Source organism: Nocardioides rubriscoriae, from assembly GCF_008087085.1.
GTDB classification, from domain to species: domain Bacteria; phylum Actinomycetota; class Actinomycetes; order Propionibacteriales; family Nocardioidaceae; genus Nocardioides; species Nocardioides rubriscoriae.
Genome location: NZ_VIYJ01000001.1, coordinates 570,963 through 586,243 on the forward strand (window position 1 = coordinate 570,963; position 15,281 = coordinate 586,243).

Here is a 15,281-nt window from a genome sequence, read left to right on the forward strand (position 1 = left end):
CTTGACGTGATGTCATCATGATGTCAGAGTGGTGCGCATGGACCTCACCCCGTACGTCGACCACCTGCGTCGCGACCTGCTCGCGGCCGCCGAGGGTGCCGGTGACGAGCTGCGCACCGCCGCCGAGCGCCTGGGCTTCGCCCTCGACCCGGCGGCCCGCCTCGCCCTGATGGAGGCCATCAGCCAGGCGTGCTCCGAGATCACCGCGGAGATGCCGTCGGGGGGCGTCGACGTCCGCCTCGACGGACGCGACCTCGCCTTCGTCGTCGACTCGGCCCTCGCGGCCCCCGTCGCGCCGACCCCGCCGACGCCCCCTGCGCCGCCCGCCCCCCCGGCCCCGCCCGAGGACGCCGACGACGACACCACGGCGCGGATCACCCTGCGCCTGCCCGAGTCGGTCAAGACCCGGGCCGAGGACGCCGCGGCCGCCGCCGGTCAGTCCCTCAACACCTGGCTGGTCAATGTCGTCCGCGCCGCCACCCGCGGCACGGGCGAGGGCGCCATCAACGTCGACATCGACCTCTCGAGCCTGCCGTTCTTCGGTGGACCCCACCCGTTCCCCAGCACCCGCGGCTCCGGCCCGAAGCGGATGAACGGCTGGGTCTGACCCCACCAGCACGACCCCGGGACCGGCACCACCGCCGGCCCCGCGGACCCGCACACCCTCACCCAGGAGACCTACCATGACCGACCACCACTTCGAGACCCACGAGCCGATCGGGCTCTACGTCGAGAACGGCAAGGGCGCCGTCGTCGTCCACGCCACCGACACCACCGAGACCCGCGTCGAGCTGACCGGCCCCGACGCCGACGACACGATGGTCGACTTCGACGGCCGCCGCCTCACCGTGATCGCCCCCCAGCAGCGCGGCGGACTCTTCTCCGGCGACCGCCGTCTCGACATCGTCGTCACCCTGCCGAGCAACAGCGACCTGGTCACCAAGCTCGGCAGCGCCGACCTGCGGGTGACCGGTCAGGTCGGCACCGCCCAGGTCCGCTCCGGGTCCGGCGACGTCACCCTCGACGTCCTGGCCGGGGCCTGCCTGGTCGAGACCGGCTCGGGCGAGGTCACCGTCGAGCACGCGGGCCAGGAGCTGCGGGTCAAGAGCGGCTCCGGCGACATCGCCATCGGTACGGCGGTCGCGGAGGTCTCGGTGTCCACCGGCTCCGGCGACGTCGAGATCCGCGACGCCTCCGGCCAGACGGCCGTCAAGACCGGCTCGGGCGACCTGCGCATCGGCCGGGCCGGCGGCGACGTCGGCCTGGTCACCGGCAGCGGCGACCTGCGGATCGGCTCGATCGCCGCCGGCCGCGTGCAGGTCAAGGGCGCGTCGGGCGACGTGCAGGTCGGCGTACCGGCCGGTGTCCCCGTCTGGACCGACGTCTCGACGGTCTCCGGTCACATCCGCTCCTCCCTGCAGAGCGCCGGCGAGCCCGAGCCCGGCGCCGACCACGTCGAGCTGCGGGCCAAGACCGTCAGCGGCGACATCGTCCTCACCCAGGCCTGAGCCCACCCCCCGCATCACACAGCGACAGGAGAACCACCATGAACGAGATCCTCGACCACGAGCTCTACCGCGGCCGCACCAGCCGCGCCGCCGACCGCGAGGCGCGCAACCGCGCCGACGTCCTCACCGCCCGCCGGCAGGCGCGCCGCCACCGGCTGGCCGAGCGGGTCCGTTCGGTCGCCGACCGCCTCGAGGGCTGAACGGCCTGCCCCCGTGGCGTCGTCAGATCGGGGTGCGGTGGAAGTTCTGGAACGACCGTGACGGCGTCGGGCCACGCTGGCCCTGGTAGCGCGAGCCGTACTTGGCCGAGCCGTACGGGTGCTCCGACGGCGACGACAGCCGGAAGAAGCAGAACTGGCCGATCTTCATCCCCGGGTAGAGCTTGATCGGCAGGGTCGCGACGTTGGCGAGCTCGAGCGTCACGTGACCCGAGAAGCCCGGGTCGACGAAGCCCGCGGTGGCGTGCGTCAGCAGCCCGAGGCGACCCAGTGACGACTTGCCCTCGACGCGGGCCGCGATGTCGTCGGGCAGCGAGACCACCTCGAACGTCGACCCCAGCACGAACTCGCCGGGGTGCAGGATGAACGGCTCGTCCCCCTCGGGCTCGACCTCACGGGTCAGGTCGGACTGGTCGGCCGCCGGGTCGATGTGGGGGTAGCGGTGGTTCTCGAAGACCCGGAAGTAGCGGTCGAGCCGTACGTCGATCGACGACGGCTGGACCATGCCCGGGTCCCACGGGTCGAGCGCGACCCGGCCAGCGTCGATCTCGGCCAGGATGTCGCGGTCTGACAGCAGCACGGACGAACCCTACCGAAGCGGTAGGCTCCGCCCGCAGCGGTTCTGCGCCACCCCCGTGCCGGCCGGCGTGGACCACCCCCGCACAATCGCCGGGTGACCCCGCATCCCTATCGTCGCTACGTCGCCCTGGGCGACTCGTTCACCGAGGGCGTGGGCGACCCCGCCGACGACCGGCCCAACGGCGTACGCGGCTGGGCCGATCGGGTCGCGGAGGTGCTCGGCCGCGACGTCCCCGACTTCGGCTACGCCAACCTCGCGATCCGCGGCCGCAAGCTCGGCGCGGTGGTCGACGACCAGGTGCCCGCCGCGCTGGCGCTGCAGCCCGACCTCGTCACCATGTACGCCGGCGCCAACGACATCCTGCGCCCCCAGGTCGACCTAGACGCGCTGATGACGACCTACGACGACGCGATCGCCCGGCTCACCGGCGCCGGCGCGCGGGTGCTCGTGTGGACCGCGTTCGACCCCGGCGGGTCGGCGACCTACAAGATGCTGCGCGGCCGCTTCGCGCTCTACAGCGAGCACGCGCGCGAGAGCGCCGAGCGGCACGGCGCCACGGTCGTCGACTTCTGGCGGATGCGTGAGTACCGCGAGTGGGGCTACTGGGACGACGACCGGATGCACATGGGTCCGGCCGGCCACCAGCGGATGGCGGCCGCCGTCCTCGACACCCTCGGCGTGGCCCACGACCTCGAGCCGCTGGACCCCACCGCCGCCCGCGGCCCGGGCCGCGTCGCCGCCCTGCGCCACCACGCGACCTGGGTCCGGACGTCCGCCGCCCCCTGGGTCCACCGCCGGCTCACCGGACGCTCGTCGGGCGACGGCCTCGACCCTCGCCATGCGACCTACACCCGTCTCGGCTAGCATCGGCCACGCACTGCGGATGTAGCTCAGTTGGTAGAGCGCGACCTTCCCAAGGTCGATGTCGCGAGTTCGAGTCTCGTCATCCGCTCCAGCACGCAGGCCCCCCGCGAGGAACGAGCGGGGGGCCGTTGCGTGCGAAGGTCGAGCGAGCGCGCGGGTAAGGAACGAGCCCACGCCAGCTGGACGAGACCACCGCAGCCGGGCCCGCGACCCGACCACGCACCCGCGTCGTACCCTCGGGCGCGTGGCAGACATGCAGTTCGAAGGCTTCCCCGTCGCCGCCCTCGACTTCTACGACGACCTCGAGCTCGACAACACCAAGTCGTTCTGGGAGGCCCACAAGGGCGTCTACGACGAGGCGGTCAAGAAGCCGTTCGTGGCCCTGTGCGCGGCGCTCGAGCCCGAGTTCGGGCCGGCGAAGATCTTTCGGCCCTACCGCGACGTGCGCTTCGCGAAGGACAAGACGCCCTACAAGACCCACCAGGGCGCGTTCGTCCCCGCCGGCCCGTCGATGGGCTGGTACGTCGAGCTGTCCCCGCGCGGTGTCCGCGTCGGCGGAGGCTTCTACGAGGCCTCGGGCGCCCGGCTGGGCGCGATCCGCGACGCCATCGACGACGACAGGACCGGCCCGGCGCTCCAGAGGCTGCTGACCAAGCTCGAGAAGGCCGGCTTCGAGGTCGGCGGCGAGCAGCTCAAGACCACCCCGCGCGGCTACTCCGCCGACCACCCGCGCATCGACCTGCTCCGGCACAAGCAGATCGTCGTGGGGCGCCCGTACGGCTTCGAGAAGGTCATCCACACCCCCGCCGTCCAGACGCTCGTGCGCGACGACTGGCGCGCGCTCAAGCCCCTGGTGACGTGGCTGCAGCGCGCGGTCGAGGGCGTGCCCGAGGACCTCAGGATCCGGTGAACCAGACGTCGCTGGTCACCAGCTCCTCGAGCTCGGCCATCGAGATCGGGGGCGCGTCGGTCACCGGCGCCACGTCCTTGCCGTCGGCGGCGTCGTAGGACACCGCGCTCACCACGTAGCCGTGCCGCCAGGCCGACACGCCTTGCGCGGTGACACCGTCGGCCTCCTCGGGCGGGGAGAGCAGCAGCTCGACGCCGTCGCGGACGACGCACTCGCCACCAGGCCGGCCGTCGGGCTGGTTGGCCGGGTCGACCTGGGCCGCGCACGAGGCGAGGGTGTCGGCGCGCTCGATGACGAACGTCGTCAGCGTGCCGTCGTAGGTGAAGTGGACGGTCCTGCGCTGTGGCTCGTCGACCAGGCCGAACGGCGCCTCGGTGCGGACCTCGCCGACCTCGCCTCCGAGCAGGCCGCCGACGACGGCCGGCACGTCGGCGGCCGCCACGGTCAGCGCTGCGTCGACCTGGCCCGGGGTCGGGGTCGGGCTCGGAGACGGGGTCGGTGACGCGGATCCGTCGGTGGCGAACCCCGGGCCGGGGACGACGGCGGTGCCCCGCTCGCCGACCAGCCCCGGACCCACGCTCGCCGCGACGCCGATGGCGCCGACCAGGGTGGCCGCGGCGAGCGAGGTCCCGACACGTCGGCGACGGCGGAGCGCGCGCCCGCGGCTGATGCCGCCGTGCACGACCCGGTCGACGTCGATCGTGAGGTCGTCGTGTCGGGTGGCGTCGCGGAGCAGCCGGGACGCCGAGCTGTGGTCATTCACGGGTGGTACCTCTCTCAGGGGTGATGGTGAGGGAGGTGTCGAGCAGCGGACGGATGCGCTCGAGCGCACGCATGCTGCGGTTGCGGACGGCACCCGAGGAGACCCCCATGCGGGCGGCGGTCTCCTCGACGCTGAGGTCCTCGAGGTACCTCAGCACCAGCACGGCACGATCGGCCGGGGCGAGCCCGGCGAGCGCCTCGTCCAGGGCCATCCGCGTCTCCGCCGCGCCGGTCGCGTCGGCGACGGGCCGGTCGGGCAGGTCGGCGTACGGCCGCTCGGTGCTGCTGCGTCGGCGGCGGTTGCTCAGGAACGTGCGCGTCAGCGCCGTGTGGGCGTAGGCCACCGGGTTGTCGATCGGCCCGCGCAGCGTGGCGTGCCACCGCACGTAGACCTTGGCCAGGGTGTCCTGGACGAGGTCCTCGGCGAGGTGGGCGTCACCGCTGAGCAGGCGCGCCGACCGCAGCAGCGCGGGGGTCCGCGCGAGCGCGAACTCCTCGAACTCCTGCGTCCTGGTCGACATCTCACTCCTGGTGTCCGGTCGGCGTCACGTCGGCGACACTGCAAGGACGCCGTCACCCGCTCCCGCGTCACACACTCCCCCATGCGGCCGGCTTCACGCAGAACTAGAACACGTTGCAGTTCTGGTCGTACGATGCCCGCATGATCACCTCCGACGCCATCACCTGGCTCGCCGCCGACGACCCGCACCCGGCCCGCGCGGCCAGCCAGCGGTCCTACTCGGCGGTCGCGAAGGGCGACCTGGCCGAGTGGCTCACGGTCTACTCCGAGCACGCCGTGCTCGAGGACCCCGTCGGACCCTCGATGTTCGACCCCGAGGGCAAGGGCCACCACGGCCACGCCGGCATCTCCGCCTTCTGGGAGAAGGCGATCGCCCCGATCGCGACGTTCGAGTTCACGATCACGGAGTCCTTGGCCAACCCGGGCAGCAACACCTGCGCCAACGTCGGCAGCATCAAGACGTCGTTCGCCGACGGCTCCCACACCACGACCGACCTGGTGATGGTCTACGTCGTCGACGACGACGGCCTGGTCCTGTCGATGAAGGCCTTCTGGGAGCCCGAGCGCACGATGGCGTCGTTCACCCCCGCCTGATCCCGCGTTCATGCTGCGCTCATGCGCAGGTGCCACGCTGGTGGGGTGGCTAGTCGGCGGCGCGCGTTCCTCCATGTCGGTCTCGACGACGGATCGGGTCGGGTGGTCGGCGACGCCCTCGAGGCCCACGAGCACGCCCTGCTCGACCTGCACGTACGCCGCCCGGCCGGGTCGGGCGCGACCTTCCGCGCCGTCCTCGACGTGCTCGACGCCCACGCCGACTGGGGCTACGACCGCGACGAGGTCGACGGCGCCTGGGCCGACCTCGTCGAGCGGGCCCGCAAGGGCCGCGACACCATCGTGCTCAGCCAGACGCTGCTGGCGGCCGCACCGCCCGAGCGGGCGCGCGCCGTGGTCGAGTCCCTCGACGGCTTCGACGTGCACGCCGTCGTGACGGCCGCAGCACCCGTGGCCTGGGTGCGTCCCGGCGACCCGGGCCGCGACCTCGCCGACGTGCTGCCCCGCTGGGCCGGGGCGGTCGGCGCCGCCGACCGTGTGCACGTGCTCCTCGGCGCCGACGCCGCCACGACGTGGAGGTCACTGGGCCGCGTCGCCGACTTCGGCACCTCGTCCCTGCGCGTGCCGGCAGTCGACCTCGACGCCCCCGACCGGGCCACGCCCGCCGACCCCCGGCTCGCCGCCGCCTGGCGCGAGCTCCTCGGAGCCTCGGACTACGACGTCGTCGGCGACCCCGCGGTGCTCGACGTGGCGTCGTACGACGACGACGTGGTGGTGGCCGCCGGCCGCGCCCTCGACCAGGCCCACCACGAGCTGGAGCGGCTGCGCCAGCGCAACGACGAGCTCACCCAGCGCCTGGCCAAGGTCGAGCGCAAGCGCCTCAAGCTCAAGCGCAAGCTGGCCGAGCAGCGCTGACCCGGGTCAGGTCGGGCGGCCGGCTGCGGTCGGGCGGTCTCGTGACGCTCCCCAGCGGGAGCTCCTCGACCACCGTGGGGCGGGGCCTCCAACCTCACCGCACGGCGCACGCCGACGCAGGCGGCCCGCCGAGCCACGGTCGGGGCTGCGGGATCGGTTGCGTGGTTTCGAGGCTCGTCGCTAGCGCTCCTCACTCCTCAACCACCGTGGGGTGTTGAGGCGCCATCCCCATCTGGGCGCCCGGACCACGGACCGACTCGACCACACGGCGCACGTCGGTGGGCGCCGGCCGCGGAGACGGTCCGGCCCGCCGTGTCAGACCGGCGGCAGCGCCACCAGGAAGTGCGGGCCGGCGGCTCGAGCCGGCGCTCAGCGACCAATCGATCAGTGCGGCTGCCAGGCGTCCTCGTCGGCCGTGCGGGAGGTGACGGCCTTGGGCAGCTTGGCGTCGGAGAGCTGTTGGAGGGAGACCTGCTCGAAGACGTCGCGCAGCGAGCGTCGGGCGGCGATCCAGACGTGCTGCAGCACGTCGGCGCGCTCGTTGTAGGTGACGGACTCGGGGCGCAGGCCGTAGACGGAGACCAGGGGGCCGTCGACGGCGCGGATGACGTCGGCGACGGAGACGTCGGTGGCCGGGCGGCCCATCCGCCACCCGCCGGACTGCCCGCGCTGCGACATCACGATGCCGGCACGACGCAGGTCGGCGAGGATCGCCTGCAGGAAGCCATGCGGGATGTCCTGCAACCGGCCCAGCTCCTCGGCGCTGACGGCCTTGCCGTCCTCGCGCCCCGCCATCTCGATGAGAGCCCGCAGCGCGTAGTCGGACTTGGCGGAAACTCGCATGAGGCCAGTGTGTCAGATATGTCGCCTCGGACACTGGACCAACAAGCCCATCGCGTCCACCCCTGCGCCCCACCCCTGCGCATGGGGAGAAGGCACGGCCACCGTGAGAGCGTGAGTGTGGTGCCGGTCACGTGTCGCGGTCAGCGTGACGCGGCCTGTGCCGCCTCGGAGGCCCCCATGTCCCACCCGTCCGGCTCGGCGAAGAGCGCCGCGGCAGCGCAGTCCCGCATCCACGCCGTCGACGACACCGACGCCGCCGAGCGCGCCGCCGCCGTCTCCACCCCGCTCGACCTGCTGCTCGCCGACGCGGCCAGCAGCCCGGTACGCCGTTTCCTGCCCGGCATGTCGGGGGTGCGGTTCGCCGGCGCGCTCGTGCGCCGTCCCGCCCCCGTCGTACGCCGCACGGTCGGGTTGACCAGAGAGCTCGGCCAGGTGCTGGTCGGCCGCTCCGAGCGGGCGCCGGACCCCAAGGACCGCCGGTTCACCGACGACGGCTGGTCCAAGAACCCGTTCCTGCGCCGCACCCTGCAGGCCTACCTGGCCGCAGGCGCCGCGGTGCGCGGGGTCGTCGAGGACACCCGCCTCGGCTGGGGCGACGGCCAGCGGATCGGCTTCATCGTCGACAACCTGGTCGAGGCGTCCTCGCCCAGCAACAACCCGTTCCTCAACCCGAAGGTCCTCAAGCGGGTCGTCGACACCGGCGGCGGCAACCTCGTCGAGGGCACCCGCCGGCTGGTCCGCGACTTCGCGACCGCACCGCGGGTCCCGTCGATGGTCGAGCCCGACGCCTTCGAGGTGGGCGCCGACCTCGCGGTGACGCCGGGGGCCGTGGTGCTGCGCACCGACGTCTTCGAGCTGATCCAGTACACCCCGCAGACCCCGCAGGTGCGCAGCGTGCCGCTGCTCATCGTGCCGCCGACGATCAACAAGTACTACGTCATCGACCTGGCCCCCGACCGCAGCCTGGTCGAGCACCTGGTCGCCCAGGGCCAGCAGGTCTACTGCATCTCGTGGCGCAACCCCGACAAGCGCCACGCCTCCTGGGGTCTCGACACCTACGCCCAGGCGATCCTCGAGGCGATGACCGTCGCGCAGGACATCTCGCGCCAGGAGCAGGTGTCGCTGCTCGGCATCTGCTCGGGCGGGATGATCGCCTCGATGGTGCTGGCCCACCTGGCCGCGACCGGTGACCTCGGCCGGGTCGCCGCCTTCAGCCTTGCCGTCACGGTGCTCGACCAGGAGCAGGCCGGACTTCCGAGTGCACTGCTCTCGCACAAGGCCGCAGCCGCCTCCACCCGCGCCAGCGCCGAGAAGGGCTACCTCGACGGCCGCGCCTTGGCCGAGGTCTTCGCCTGGCTGCGCCCCAACGACCTGATCTGGAACTACTGGGTCAACAACTACCTCCTCGGCCACGCCCCCAAGGCCTTCGACATCCTCTACTGGAACGCCGACTCGGTGCGGATGACCGCCGCGATGCACCGCGACTTCATGGAGCTCGCGATCCACAACTCGCTGACCGAGGCGGGCGGCGCCACCCTGCTCGGCACCGAGATCGACCTCGGCAAGATCGACACCGACACCTACGTCGTCGCCGGCATCGCCGACCACCTGTGCGCCTGGGAGTCCTGCTACCGCACCACCCAGCTGTTCGGGGGCGAGAGCCGCTTCGTGCTGTCCACCAGCGGCCACATCGCCGCGATGGTCAACCCGCCCGGCAACCCCAAGGCGAGCTTCCAGACCGCGCCCCACCACCCGCCCGAGGCCCAGGACTGGCTGGCCTCGGCGTCGAAGACCTCCGGCACCTGGTGGGACGACTACGCCGCGTGGCTCGGCGAGCGCAGCGGGCCCGAGCGCGGCAAGCCCCGCAGGCTCGGCTCGGCACGGCACGAGCCGGTCTGCGACGCCCCGGGTACCTACGTCCATGACCGCTGAGCCCGTGACCGCCGAGCCCGACCAGCTGCGCACCATCGCCGTACGCCGGATCCCGGTGCGCGTCTCGGTCCGCCCCGCGACCGGCCACCTCGCCGACGTGCCCCCGTTGCTGCTCTGCAACGGCATCGGCGCCTCGCTGGAGGCCCTGCAACCGCTGGTCGACGAGCTCGACCCGGCCCGCGGCCTGGTGCGCTTCGACGTCCCCGGCGTCGGCGGCTCCCCACCGCCGCCCTTCCCCTACACGATGGCCGGCCTCGCGTCCTGGCTCGGCGCGATGATGACCCGCCTGGGCCACCCGACGTACGACGTCCTCGGCCTGTCGTGGGGCGGCGGGGTCGCCCAGCAGCTGGCCTTCCAGCAGCGCCGTCGCGTACGCCGCGTGGTGCTGGCCGCGACCGGCACCGGCTCGCTCATGGTGCCGGCCCGGCCCCGGGTGCTCGGCATCATGCTCACCCCGCGCCGCCACCGCGACCCCGACTACGCCGCCAGGGTCGCCGCCACGATCTACGGCGGCTCGATGCGCACCGACCCCGAGCGCGGCGCCCGGCTGCTGCACTCGGTGACCCGCGCCGGCCCCCAGCGCGGCTACTACCTGCAGCTGCTGGCCGGCGCCGGCTGGTCGAGCCTGCCGGGGCTGCCGCTGATCAGGCAGCCCGTGCTGGTGCTCGCCGGCGACGACGACCCGATCATCCCGCTGGTCAACGCCAAGGTGATCGCCCGCCTGCTCCCCCGCTCCACCCTCCACGTCTACCGCGGCGGGCACCTCGGCATCCTCACCGAGGCCGACCGGCTCGCCCCCGTCATCGAGACCTTCCTCCAGGAGTCCCTGCGTTGAGCACCCCCGAGACCGACCCGACCGACACCCCGTTCTCCGACTTCCTCGGCTTCGAGCTGCTGCTCGACGAGCAGGACCGCGCGCTGCTCAGCTCGGTGCGGGCCTTCATGACCCGCGAGGTCGAGCCGGTCATCAACGACTACTGGACCCGTGCTGCGTTCCCCCACGACCTGCTGCCCGGGTTGGCGAGCCTCGGCATCGCCGGCCTGACCTACGACGGCCCCGGCTGCCCGGCGCGGGGCGCCCTGGTCAACGGACTGGTCGCCATGGAGCTGTCGCGCGTCGACTCCTCGATCGGCACCTTCATGGGCGTCCACGGCGGCCTGGCGATGGGGTCCATCATGCTGTGCGGCTCCCCCGAGCAGCGCGAGCGCTGGCTTCCGGCGATGGCGCGCATGGAGCTGATCGGCGCCTTCGGCCTCACCGAGCCCGACACCGGGTCGGCGATCTCGCAGGGGATGACGACCACCGCGCGCCGTGACGGCGACGGCTGGGTCCTCAACGGGCACAAGAAGTGGATCGGCAACGCGACCTTCGCCGACCTGGTCGTGATCTGGGCCAAGGACGAGGCCGACGGCGAGGTCAAGGGCTTCGTCGTGCGCGGCGACGCCGAGGGCTTCACCGCCACCAAGCAGGAGGACAAGATCGCCCTGCGGGTCGTGCAGAACGCCGAGATCGACCTGGTCGACGTGTTCGTGCCCGAGGCCGACCGGCTGCAGGAGGCCCACACCTTCGCCGACACCGCCCGGGTGCTGCGCGTGACGCGCATGGACGTCGCCTGGCAGGCCGCGGGCTGCGCGCGCGGCGCCTTCGAGCACGCGCTGCGCTACACCAAGCAGCGCGAGCAGTTCGGCCGCTCGATCGCGTCGTTCCAGATGGTCCAGGACCTGCTGGTCAAGATGCTCAGCAACGTCACCGCCTCGACCGCGATGAACGCCCGCGCCTCCCAGCTGCAGGACGCCGGCAGCCTGCGCGAGGAGCACGCCTCGCTGTGCAAGGCCCACAGCACCGTGCGGATGCGCGAGACGGTCGGCTGGGCCCGCGAGGTCCTCGGCGGCAACGGCATCCTGCTCGAGCACCACGTCGGCCGCTTCGTCGCCGACGCCGAGGCGATCTACTCCTACGAGGGCACCCGCGAGATCAACACCCTCATCGTGGGCCGCGCGATCACCGGCGAGAGCGCCTTCGTGTAGGTCTCGACGAGCTCGACCACCGAGTCGGTCCGCTGGTCGAGCCTGTCGAGACCCCGCACTGTGACCGATCGGATGTTGCACGGCCATGTACCCCCCAGTAACATAGAAGTTACTGGCCGGTAGTACCTGCGTCCGCGCCCTCCCAACATCTGACACAGAAACGGTGGGTCCATGAGCCACTACAAGAGCAACCTGCGCGACATCGAGTTCAACCTCTTCGAGGTGCTCGGGCGCGACGACGTCCTCGGCACCGGTCCGTTCGCCGAGATCGACGCCGACTCGGCCCGCTCGATCCTCGCCGAGGTCGACCGCCTCTCCCGCGAGGACCTCGCCGCGTCGTACGAGGACAGCGACCGCAACCCGCCGGTCTTCGACCCCGCGACCCACACGGCACCGATCCCCGCGTCGTTCCAGAAGAGCTACCAGGCGTGGATGGACTCCGAGTTCTGGCGCCTGCAGATCAACGAGGACCTCGGCGGCACGCCGGCCCCCTCGTCGCTGGTCTGGGCCCTGGGCGAGATGGTGCTCGGCGCCAACGCCCCCATCTGGATGTACGCCGCCGGGCCCGCCTTCGCTGGCGTCGTGCACCGCAACGGCAACGACCGCGACAAGCGGATCGCCCAGATCATGGTCGAGCGCCAGTGGGGCGCCACGATGGTGCTGACCGAGCCCGACGCGGGCTCCGACGTCGGCGCCGGCCGCACCAAGGCCACCCCCAACGACGACGGCTCCTGGAACATCGAGGGCGTCAAGCGCTACATCACCTCGGCCGAGCACGACATGAGCGAGAACATCATGCACCTCGTGCTGGCCCGCCCGGTCGGCGTCGAGGGTGTCGGCGGCCCCGGCACCAAGGGCCTGAGCCTCTTCCTCGTGCCCAAGATCCACTTCGACCACGAGACCGGCGAGCTGACCGGCGAGCGTAACGGCGTCTACGTCACCAACGTCGAGCACAAGATGGGCATCAAGGTCTCCAACACCTGCGAGGTGACCTTCGGCGACCCCGCCATCGGTGGCGGCGAGCCCGCCAAGGGCTGGCTCCTGGGCGAGGTGCACAACGGCATCGCTCAGATGTTCCAGGTCATCGAGAACGCCCGGATGATGGTCGGCACCAAGGCCATCGCCACCCTGTCCACCGGCTACCTCAACGCGCTCGACTACGCCAAGACCCGCGAGCAGGGCGCCGACCTGACCCAGTCGGGCGACAAGACCGCGCCCCGCGTCACCATCACCCACCACCCCGACGTCCGCCGCTCGCTCATGGTGCAGAAGTCCTTCGCCGAGGCGATGCGCGCCCTGGTCCTCTACACCGCGTCCTGGCAGGACAAGATCCAGGTCGCCGAGCACGCCGGCGAGGGCACGAGCGAGACCACCAAGCTCGCCAGCGCGGTCAACGACCTGCTGCTCCCGATCGTCAAGGGCTACGGCTCGGAGCGTTCGTGGGTGCTGCTCGGCACCGAGTCGCTGCAGACCTTCGGCGGCGCCGGCTTCCTGCAGGAGTACCCCGTCGAGCAGTACGTCCGCGACGCCAAGATCGACACCCTCTACGAGGGCACCACCGCCATCCAGGGCCAGGACTTCTTCTTCCGCAAGATCGTCAAGGACCAGGGCAAGGCGCTCGGCACCATCGCGGCCGAGATCCAGGAGTTCCTCGACGCCGAGGGCGGCAACGGCCGGCTCAAGAACGAGCGCGCCCTGCTCGCCACGGCCCTCGACGACGCCAACGCCATCGTCGGCCACATGATCAACGAGCTGATGTCGGCCCAGGACGAGATCCGCAACATCTACAAGGTCGGGCTCAACACCACCCGCCTGCTGATGGCCCTGGGTGACGTGGTCTGCGCCTGGCTGCTGCTGCGCGGCGCCGACGTCGCCCTGCAGAAGCTCGGCGGCGAGGTCTCCGACAAGGACAAGGCGTTCTACGAGGGCAAGGTCGCCGCGGCGCAGTTCTTCGCCCAGTACAACCTGCCCAAGGTCAGCGCCGAGCGTGCGATCGCCGAGGCCGTCGACAACTCCCTGATGGACCTCGACGAGGCCGCTTTCTGATCCACCCCCGCCGACCCGTCGCGTCTACGCGACGGGTCGGCGTGTTCTTCTGATCGACCCGTCGCGTCTACGCGACGGGTCGGCGTCTTTTTGCGGCCCGGACGGCGGTGGTGAGGCGGGACAGGGCCGCCGACTCGAGCCGCCACCGCTGCCAGAACAGGGGTACGTCGACGTGGTCGCGCGCCGACAGCACGACGAGCCGCCCCGTCGCGAGGTCCGGGTCGAGCTGGGCCGAGGGCAGCAGTCCCCAGCCCAGCCCCAGCCGCACGGCCTCGTGGAAGTCCGCCGACGTCGGCACCCGGTGCACGACCGGCGGCGCCGACAGGCCCCGCGCGACCAGCAGGTCGTGCTGCAGGGCGTCCTTCTCGTTGAAGACGACCACCGGCATCCGCGCCCAGTCGTAGCCGCGGGCCCTGCGCCAGCGCTCGGCGTACGCCGGGGACGCGGCCGGGCGGTAGCGCACCGACCCGAGGGGCTCGACGGTGCAGCCCTGCACCGCGACGGGGTCGGAGGTCACGGCGGCGAGCACGTCGCCGCGCCGCAGCAGGTCGGCCGACCAGCCCTGGTCCTCGACGTGCAGGCGCAGCCGCACGCCCTCCCAGGTGGCGACCTCGCCGACCACCCCGCGGAACCAGGTCGCCAGCGAGTCGGCGTTGACCGCGACGGGCAGGTCGACCACGGCGTCCGGCTCGGACCTCGCCTCGGCGAGGAGCAGCGCCCACTGACGCGCCATCCGCACCAGGGGCTCGCCGGCCGCGGTGGGGGTGCACGGCGCCGTGCGGCGTACGAGCACCTGGCCGGCCGACGCCTCCAGCGCCCGGATCCGCTGGCTGACGGCGCTGGTCGTCACGTGCAGGCTCCGGGCGGCGGCCTCGAAGGTGCCGTGCTCGACGATCGCGGCGAGGGCGGCGAGCTGGTCGGGCTGCATGCAGTGATCCTAAACGGTGTGCAGATTGTTTCGCTGGCCTACATCTGGTGCGACACCTAGCGTGGGAGCGTGCTCACCTCCGCCCTCGCCGGGCTCGTCACCGGTCTCAGCCTGATCGTGGCGATCGGCGCTCAGAACGCCTTCGTCCTGCGCCAGGGCCTGGCCCGCCGCCACGTCGGCCCGGTGGTGGCGGTCTGCGCGCTCAGCGACCTGGTGCTCATCGTCGCCGGGGTGGCCGGCATCGGGACGGTCGTCGAGCAGGCCGGTTGGGTGATCGACGTGGTCCGCTGGGCGGGCGTCGCCTTCCTCACCTGGTACGGCGTCAGCGCGCTGCGCCGGGCCCGGGGCGGTGACTCGCTGCAGGCCGCCACGGGCGACGACGCGACGCTGGGTCGCGCGGTGCGGACCGCGGTCGCCCTGACCTGGCTCAACCCCCACGTCTTCCTCGACACCGTCCTGCTGCTCGGGTCGATCGCCAACACGCACGAGGCCCGGTGGTGGTTCGCCGCCGGCGCGTGCACCGCGAGCGTCCTGTGGTTCACCGGCCTGGGGTACGGCGCCCGCCTGGCCCACCGGGCCCTGTCGACGGCCCGGGCCTGGCAGGTCCTCGACGTGCTGATCGGCCTGACGATGCTCGCGATCGCGGCCGGGCTCGCGCTCGGAGCGTGACCGGTG

At 72.3% G+C, this 15,281-nt stretch carries 17 protein-coding genes and 1 tRNA gene; 13 read left to right on the forward strand and 5 right to left on the reverse strand.

Annotated features, from left to right (window positions below):
* Window positions 1-37: 37 nt before the first annotated feature.
* The 3 genes from FZC61_RS02745 to FZC61_RS22910 all read left to right on the forward strand — a co-directional run bounded on the left by FZC61_RS02745 (window position 38) and on the right by FZC61_RS22910 (window position 1,708).
* Window positions 38-607: a toxin-antitoxin system HicB family antitoxin gene (locus FZC61_RS02745; protein ID WP_148612205.1), complete on the forward strand. Its 570-nt coding sequence runs from the start codon at window positions 38-40 to the stop codon at window positions 605-607.
* Between the two features lie 76 nt (window positions 608-683).
* On the forward strand, window positions 684-1,508 hold the full coding sequence (locus FZC61_RS02750) for a DUF4097 family beta strand repeat-containing protein (RefSeq protein WP_148612207.1): 825 nt from the start codon (window positions 684-686) through the stop codon (window positions 1,506-1,508).
* Between the two features lie 38 nt (window positions 1,509-1,546).
* Window positions 1,547-1,708 (forward strand): hypothetical protein, encoded by a 162-nt coding sequence (locus tag FZC61_RS22910; protein WP_170285947.1) that lies wholly within the window; start codon window positions 1,547-1,549, stop codon window positions 1,706-1,708.
* Between the two features lie 22 nt (window positions 1,709-1,730).
* Here the strand turns inward: FZC61_RS22910 and dcd are convergent, their stop codons facing one another.
* Window positions 1,731-2,306, reverse strand: a complete 576-nt coding sequence (dcd, locus tag FZC61_RS02755) for a dCTP deaminase (RefSeq protein WP_148612209.1) — start codon at window positions 2,304-2,306, stop codon at window positions 1,731-1,733.
* A gap of 93 nt (window positions 2,307-2,399) precedes the next feature.
* Here dcd and FZC61_RS02760 point away from each other — a divergent pair, with 93 nt between their 5' ends.
* The 3 genes from FZC61_RS02760 to FZC61_RS02770 all read left to right on the forward strand — a co-directional run bounded on the left by FZC61_RS02760 (window position 2,400) and on the right by FZC61_RS02770 (window position 4,080).
* On the forward strand, window positions 2,400-3,170 hold the full coding sequence (locus tag FZC61_RS02760; protein ID WP_211357049.1) for an SGNH/GDSL hydrolase family protein: 771 nt from the start codon (window positions 2,400-2,402) through the stop codon (window positions 3,168-3,170).
* A gap of 15 nt (window positions 3,171-3,185) precedes the next feature.
* Window positions 3,186-3,261, forward strand: a tRNA-Gly gene (locus FZC61_RS02765).
* A 162-nt stretch (window positions 3,262-3,423) separates the two neighbouring features.
* Window positions 3,424-4,080: a DUF2461 domain-containing protein gene (locus FZC61_RS02770; protein ID WP_148612565.1), complete on the forward strand. Its 657-nt coding sequence runs from the start codon at window positions 3,424-3,426 to the stop codon at window positions 4,078-4,080.
* On the opposite strand, the gene FZC61_RS02775 is transcribed toward FZC61_RS02770, so the two are convergent.
* Window positions 4,067-4,843, reverse strand: a complete 777-nt coding sequence (locus FZC61_RS02775; RefSeq protein ID WP_148612211.1) for a hypothetical protein — start codon at window positions 4,841-4,843, stop codon at window positions 4,067-4,069. The two genes, FZC61_RS02770 and FZC61_RS02775, sit on opposite strands and share 14 nt — an antisense overlap.
* Complete coding sequence (locus FZC61_RS02780) at window positions 4,836-5,363, reverse strand: SigE family RNA polymerase sigma factor (RefSeq protein ID WP_148612212.1); 528 nt, start codon at window positions 5,361-5,363, stop codon at window positions 4,836-4,838. The genes FZC61_RS02775 and FZC61_RS02780 overlap by 8 nt, the downstream gene beginning before the upstream one ends.
* 140 nt (window positions 5,364-5,503) lie before the next feature.
* Between FZC61_RS02780 and FZC61_RS02785 the strand changes: the two genes are divergently transcribed.
* Window positions 5,504-5,956, forward strand: a complete 453-nt coding sequence (locus FZC61_RS02785) for a nuclear transport factor 2 family protein (RefSeq protein WP_148612215.1) — start codon at window positions 5,504-5,506, stop codon at window positions 5,954-5,956.
* Between the two features lie 45 nt (window positions 5,957-6,001).
* A complete protein-coding gene (locus tag FZC61_RS02790) occupies window positions 6,002-6,829 on the forward strand; it encodes a hypothetical protein (RefSeq protein WP_148612217.1) in 828 nt (275 codons plus the stop codon).
* Between the two features lie 384 nt (window positions 6,830-7,213).
* Here FZC61_RS02790 and FZC61_RS02795 read toward each other — a convergent pair whose 3' ends face one another.
* Complete coding sequence (locus FZC61_RS02795) at window positions 7,214-7,672, reverse strand: RrF2 family transcriptional regulator (protein WP_148612219.1); 459 nt, start codon at window positions 7,670-7,672, stop codon at window positions 7,214-7,216.
* Between the two features lie 177 nt (window positions 7,673-7,849).
* Between FZC61_RS02795 and FZC61_RS02800 the strand changes: the two genes are divergently transcribed.
* The 4 genes from FZC61_RS02800 (at window position 7,850) to FZC61_RS02815 (ending at window position 13,678) form a co-directional block, all read left to right on the forward strand.
* Window positions 7,850-9,604, forward strand: coding sequence for a PHA/PHB synthase family protein (locus tag FZC61_RS02800; RefSeq protein ID WP_148612221.1), 1,755 nt, complete (start codon window positions 7,850-7,852; stop codon window positions 9,602-9,604).
* Window positions 9,594-10,439 carry a poly(3-hydroxyalkanoate) depolymerase gene (phaZ, locus tag FZC61_RS02805; RefSeq protein ID WP_148612223.1) on the forward strand — a complete coding sequence of 282 codons (846 nt, stop codon included), beginning with the start codon at window positions 9,594-9,596 and terminating at the stop codon, window positions 10,437-10,439. The genes FZC61_RS02800 and phaZ overlap by 11 nt, the downstream gene beginning before the upstream one ends.
* The gene (locus FZC61_RS02810) at window positions 10,436-11,632 is read left to right on the forward strand and encodes an acyl-CoA dehydrogenase family protein (protein WP_211357050.1); all 1,197 of its coding nucleotides are present in this window, start codon (window positions 10,436-10,438) and stop codon (window positions 11,630-11,632) included. The genes phaZ and FZC61_RS02810 overlap by 4 nt, the downstream gene beginning before the upstream one ends.
* A 171-nt stretch (window positions 11,633-11,803) precedes the next feature.
* Window positions 11,804-13,678 carry an acyl-CoA dehydrogenase gene (locus tag FZC61_RS02815; RefSeq protein ID WP_148612225.1) on the forward strand — a complete coding sequence of 625 codons (1,875 nt, stop codon included), beginning with the start codon at window positions 11,804-11,806 and terminating at the stop codon, window positions 13,676-13,678.
* Window positions 13,679-13,745: 67 nt separating this feature from the next.
* Here FZC61_RS02815 and FZC61_RS02820 read toward each other — a convergent pair whose 3' ends face one another.
* A complete protein-coding gene (locus tag FZC61_RS02820) occupies window positions 13,746-14,606 on the reverse strand; it encodes a LysR family transcriptional regulator ArgP (RefSeq protein ID WP_148612227.1) in 861 nt (286 codons plus the stop codon).
* Window positions 14,607-14,675: 69 nt separating this feature from the next.
* On the opposite strand from FZC61_RS02820, the gene FZC61_RS02825 reads away from it, so the two are divergent.
* Window positions 14,676-15,275: a LysE/ArgO family amino acid transporter gene (locus FZC61_RS02825; RefSeq protein WP_148612229.1), complete on the forward strand. Its 600-nt coding sequence runs from the start codon at window positions 14,676-14,678 to the stop codon at window positions 15,273-15,275.
* The last annotated feature ends 6 nt before the right edge of the window (window positions 15,276-15,281 follow it).

Bases quoted from the DNA above. Each gene is read 5' to 3' on its own strand.
- FZC61_RS02795 (WP_148612219.1), bottom strand. From the start codon at position 7,672: ATGCGAGTTTCCGCCAAGTCCGACTACGCGCTGCGGGCTCTCATCGAG.
- FZC61_RS02785 (WP_148612215.1), top strand. From the start codon at position 5,504: ATGATCACCTCCGACGCCATCACCTGGCTCGCCGCCGACGACCCGCAC.
- FZC61_RS22910 (WP_170285947.1), top strand. From the start codon at position 1,547: ATGAACGAGATCCTCGACCACGAGCTCTACCGCGGCCGCACCAGCCGC.
- FZC61_RS02750 (WP_148612207.1), top strand. From the start codon at position 684: ATGACCGACCACCACTTCGAGACCCACGAGCCGATCGGGCTCTACGTC.
- FZC61_RS02780 (WP_148612212.1), bottom strand. From the start codon at position 5,363: ATGTCGACCAGGACGCAGGAGTTCGAGGAGTTCGCGCTCGCGCGGACC.
- phaZ (WP_148612223.1), top strand. From the start codon at position 9,594: ATGACCGCTGAGCCCGTGACCGCCGAGCCCGACCAGCTGCGCACCATC.
- FZC61_RS02745 (WP_148612205.1), top strand. From the start codon at position 38: ATGGACCTCACCCCGTACGTCGACCACCTGCGTCGCGACCTGCTCGCG.
- FZC61_RS02815 (WP_148612225.1), top strand. From the start codon at position 11,804: ATGAGCCACTACAAGAGCAACCTGCGCGACATCGAGTTCAACCTCTTC.
- FZC61_RS02770 (WP_148612565.1), top strand. From the start codon at position 3,424: ATGCAGTTCGAAGGCTTCCCCGTCGCCGCCCTCGACTTCTACGACGAC.
- FZC61_RS02820 (WP_148612227.1), bottom strand. From the start codon at position 14,606: ATGCAGCCCGACCAGCTCGCCGCCCTCGCCGCGATCGTCGAGCACGGC.
- FZC61_RS02800 (WP_148612221.1), top strand. From the start codon at position 7,850: ATGTCCCACCCGTCCGGCTCGGCGAAGAGCGCCGCGGCAGCGCAGTCC.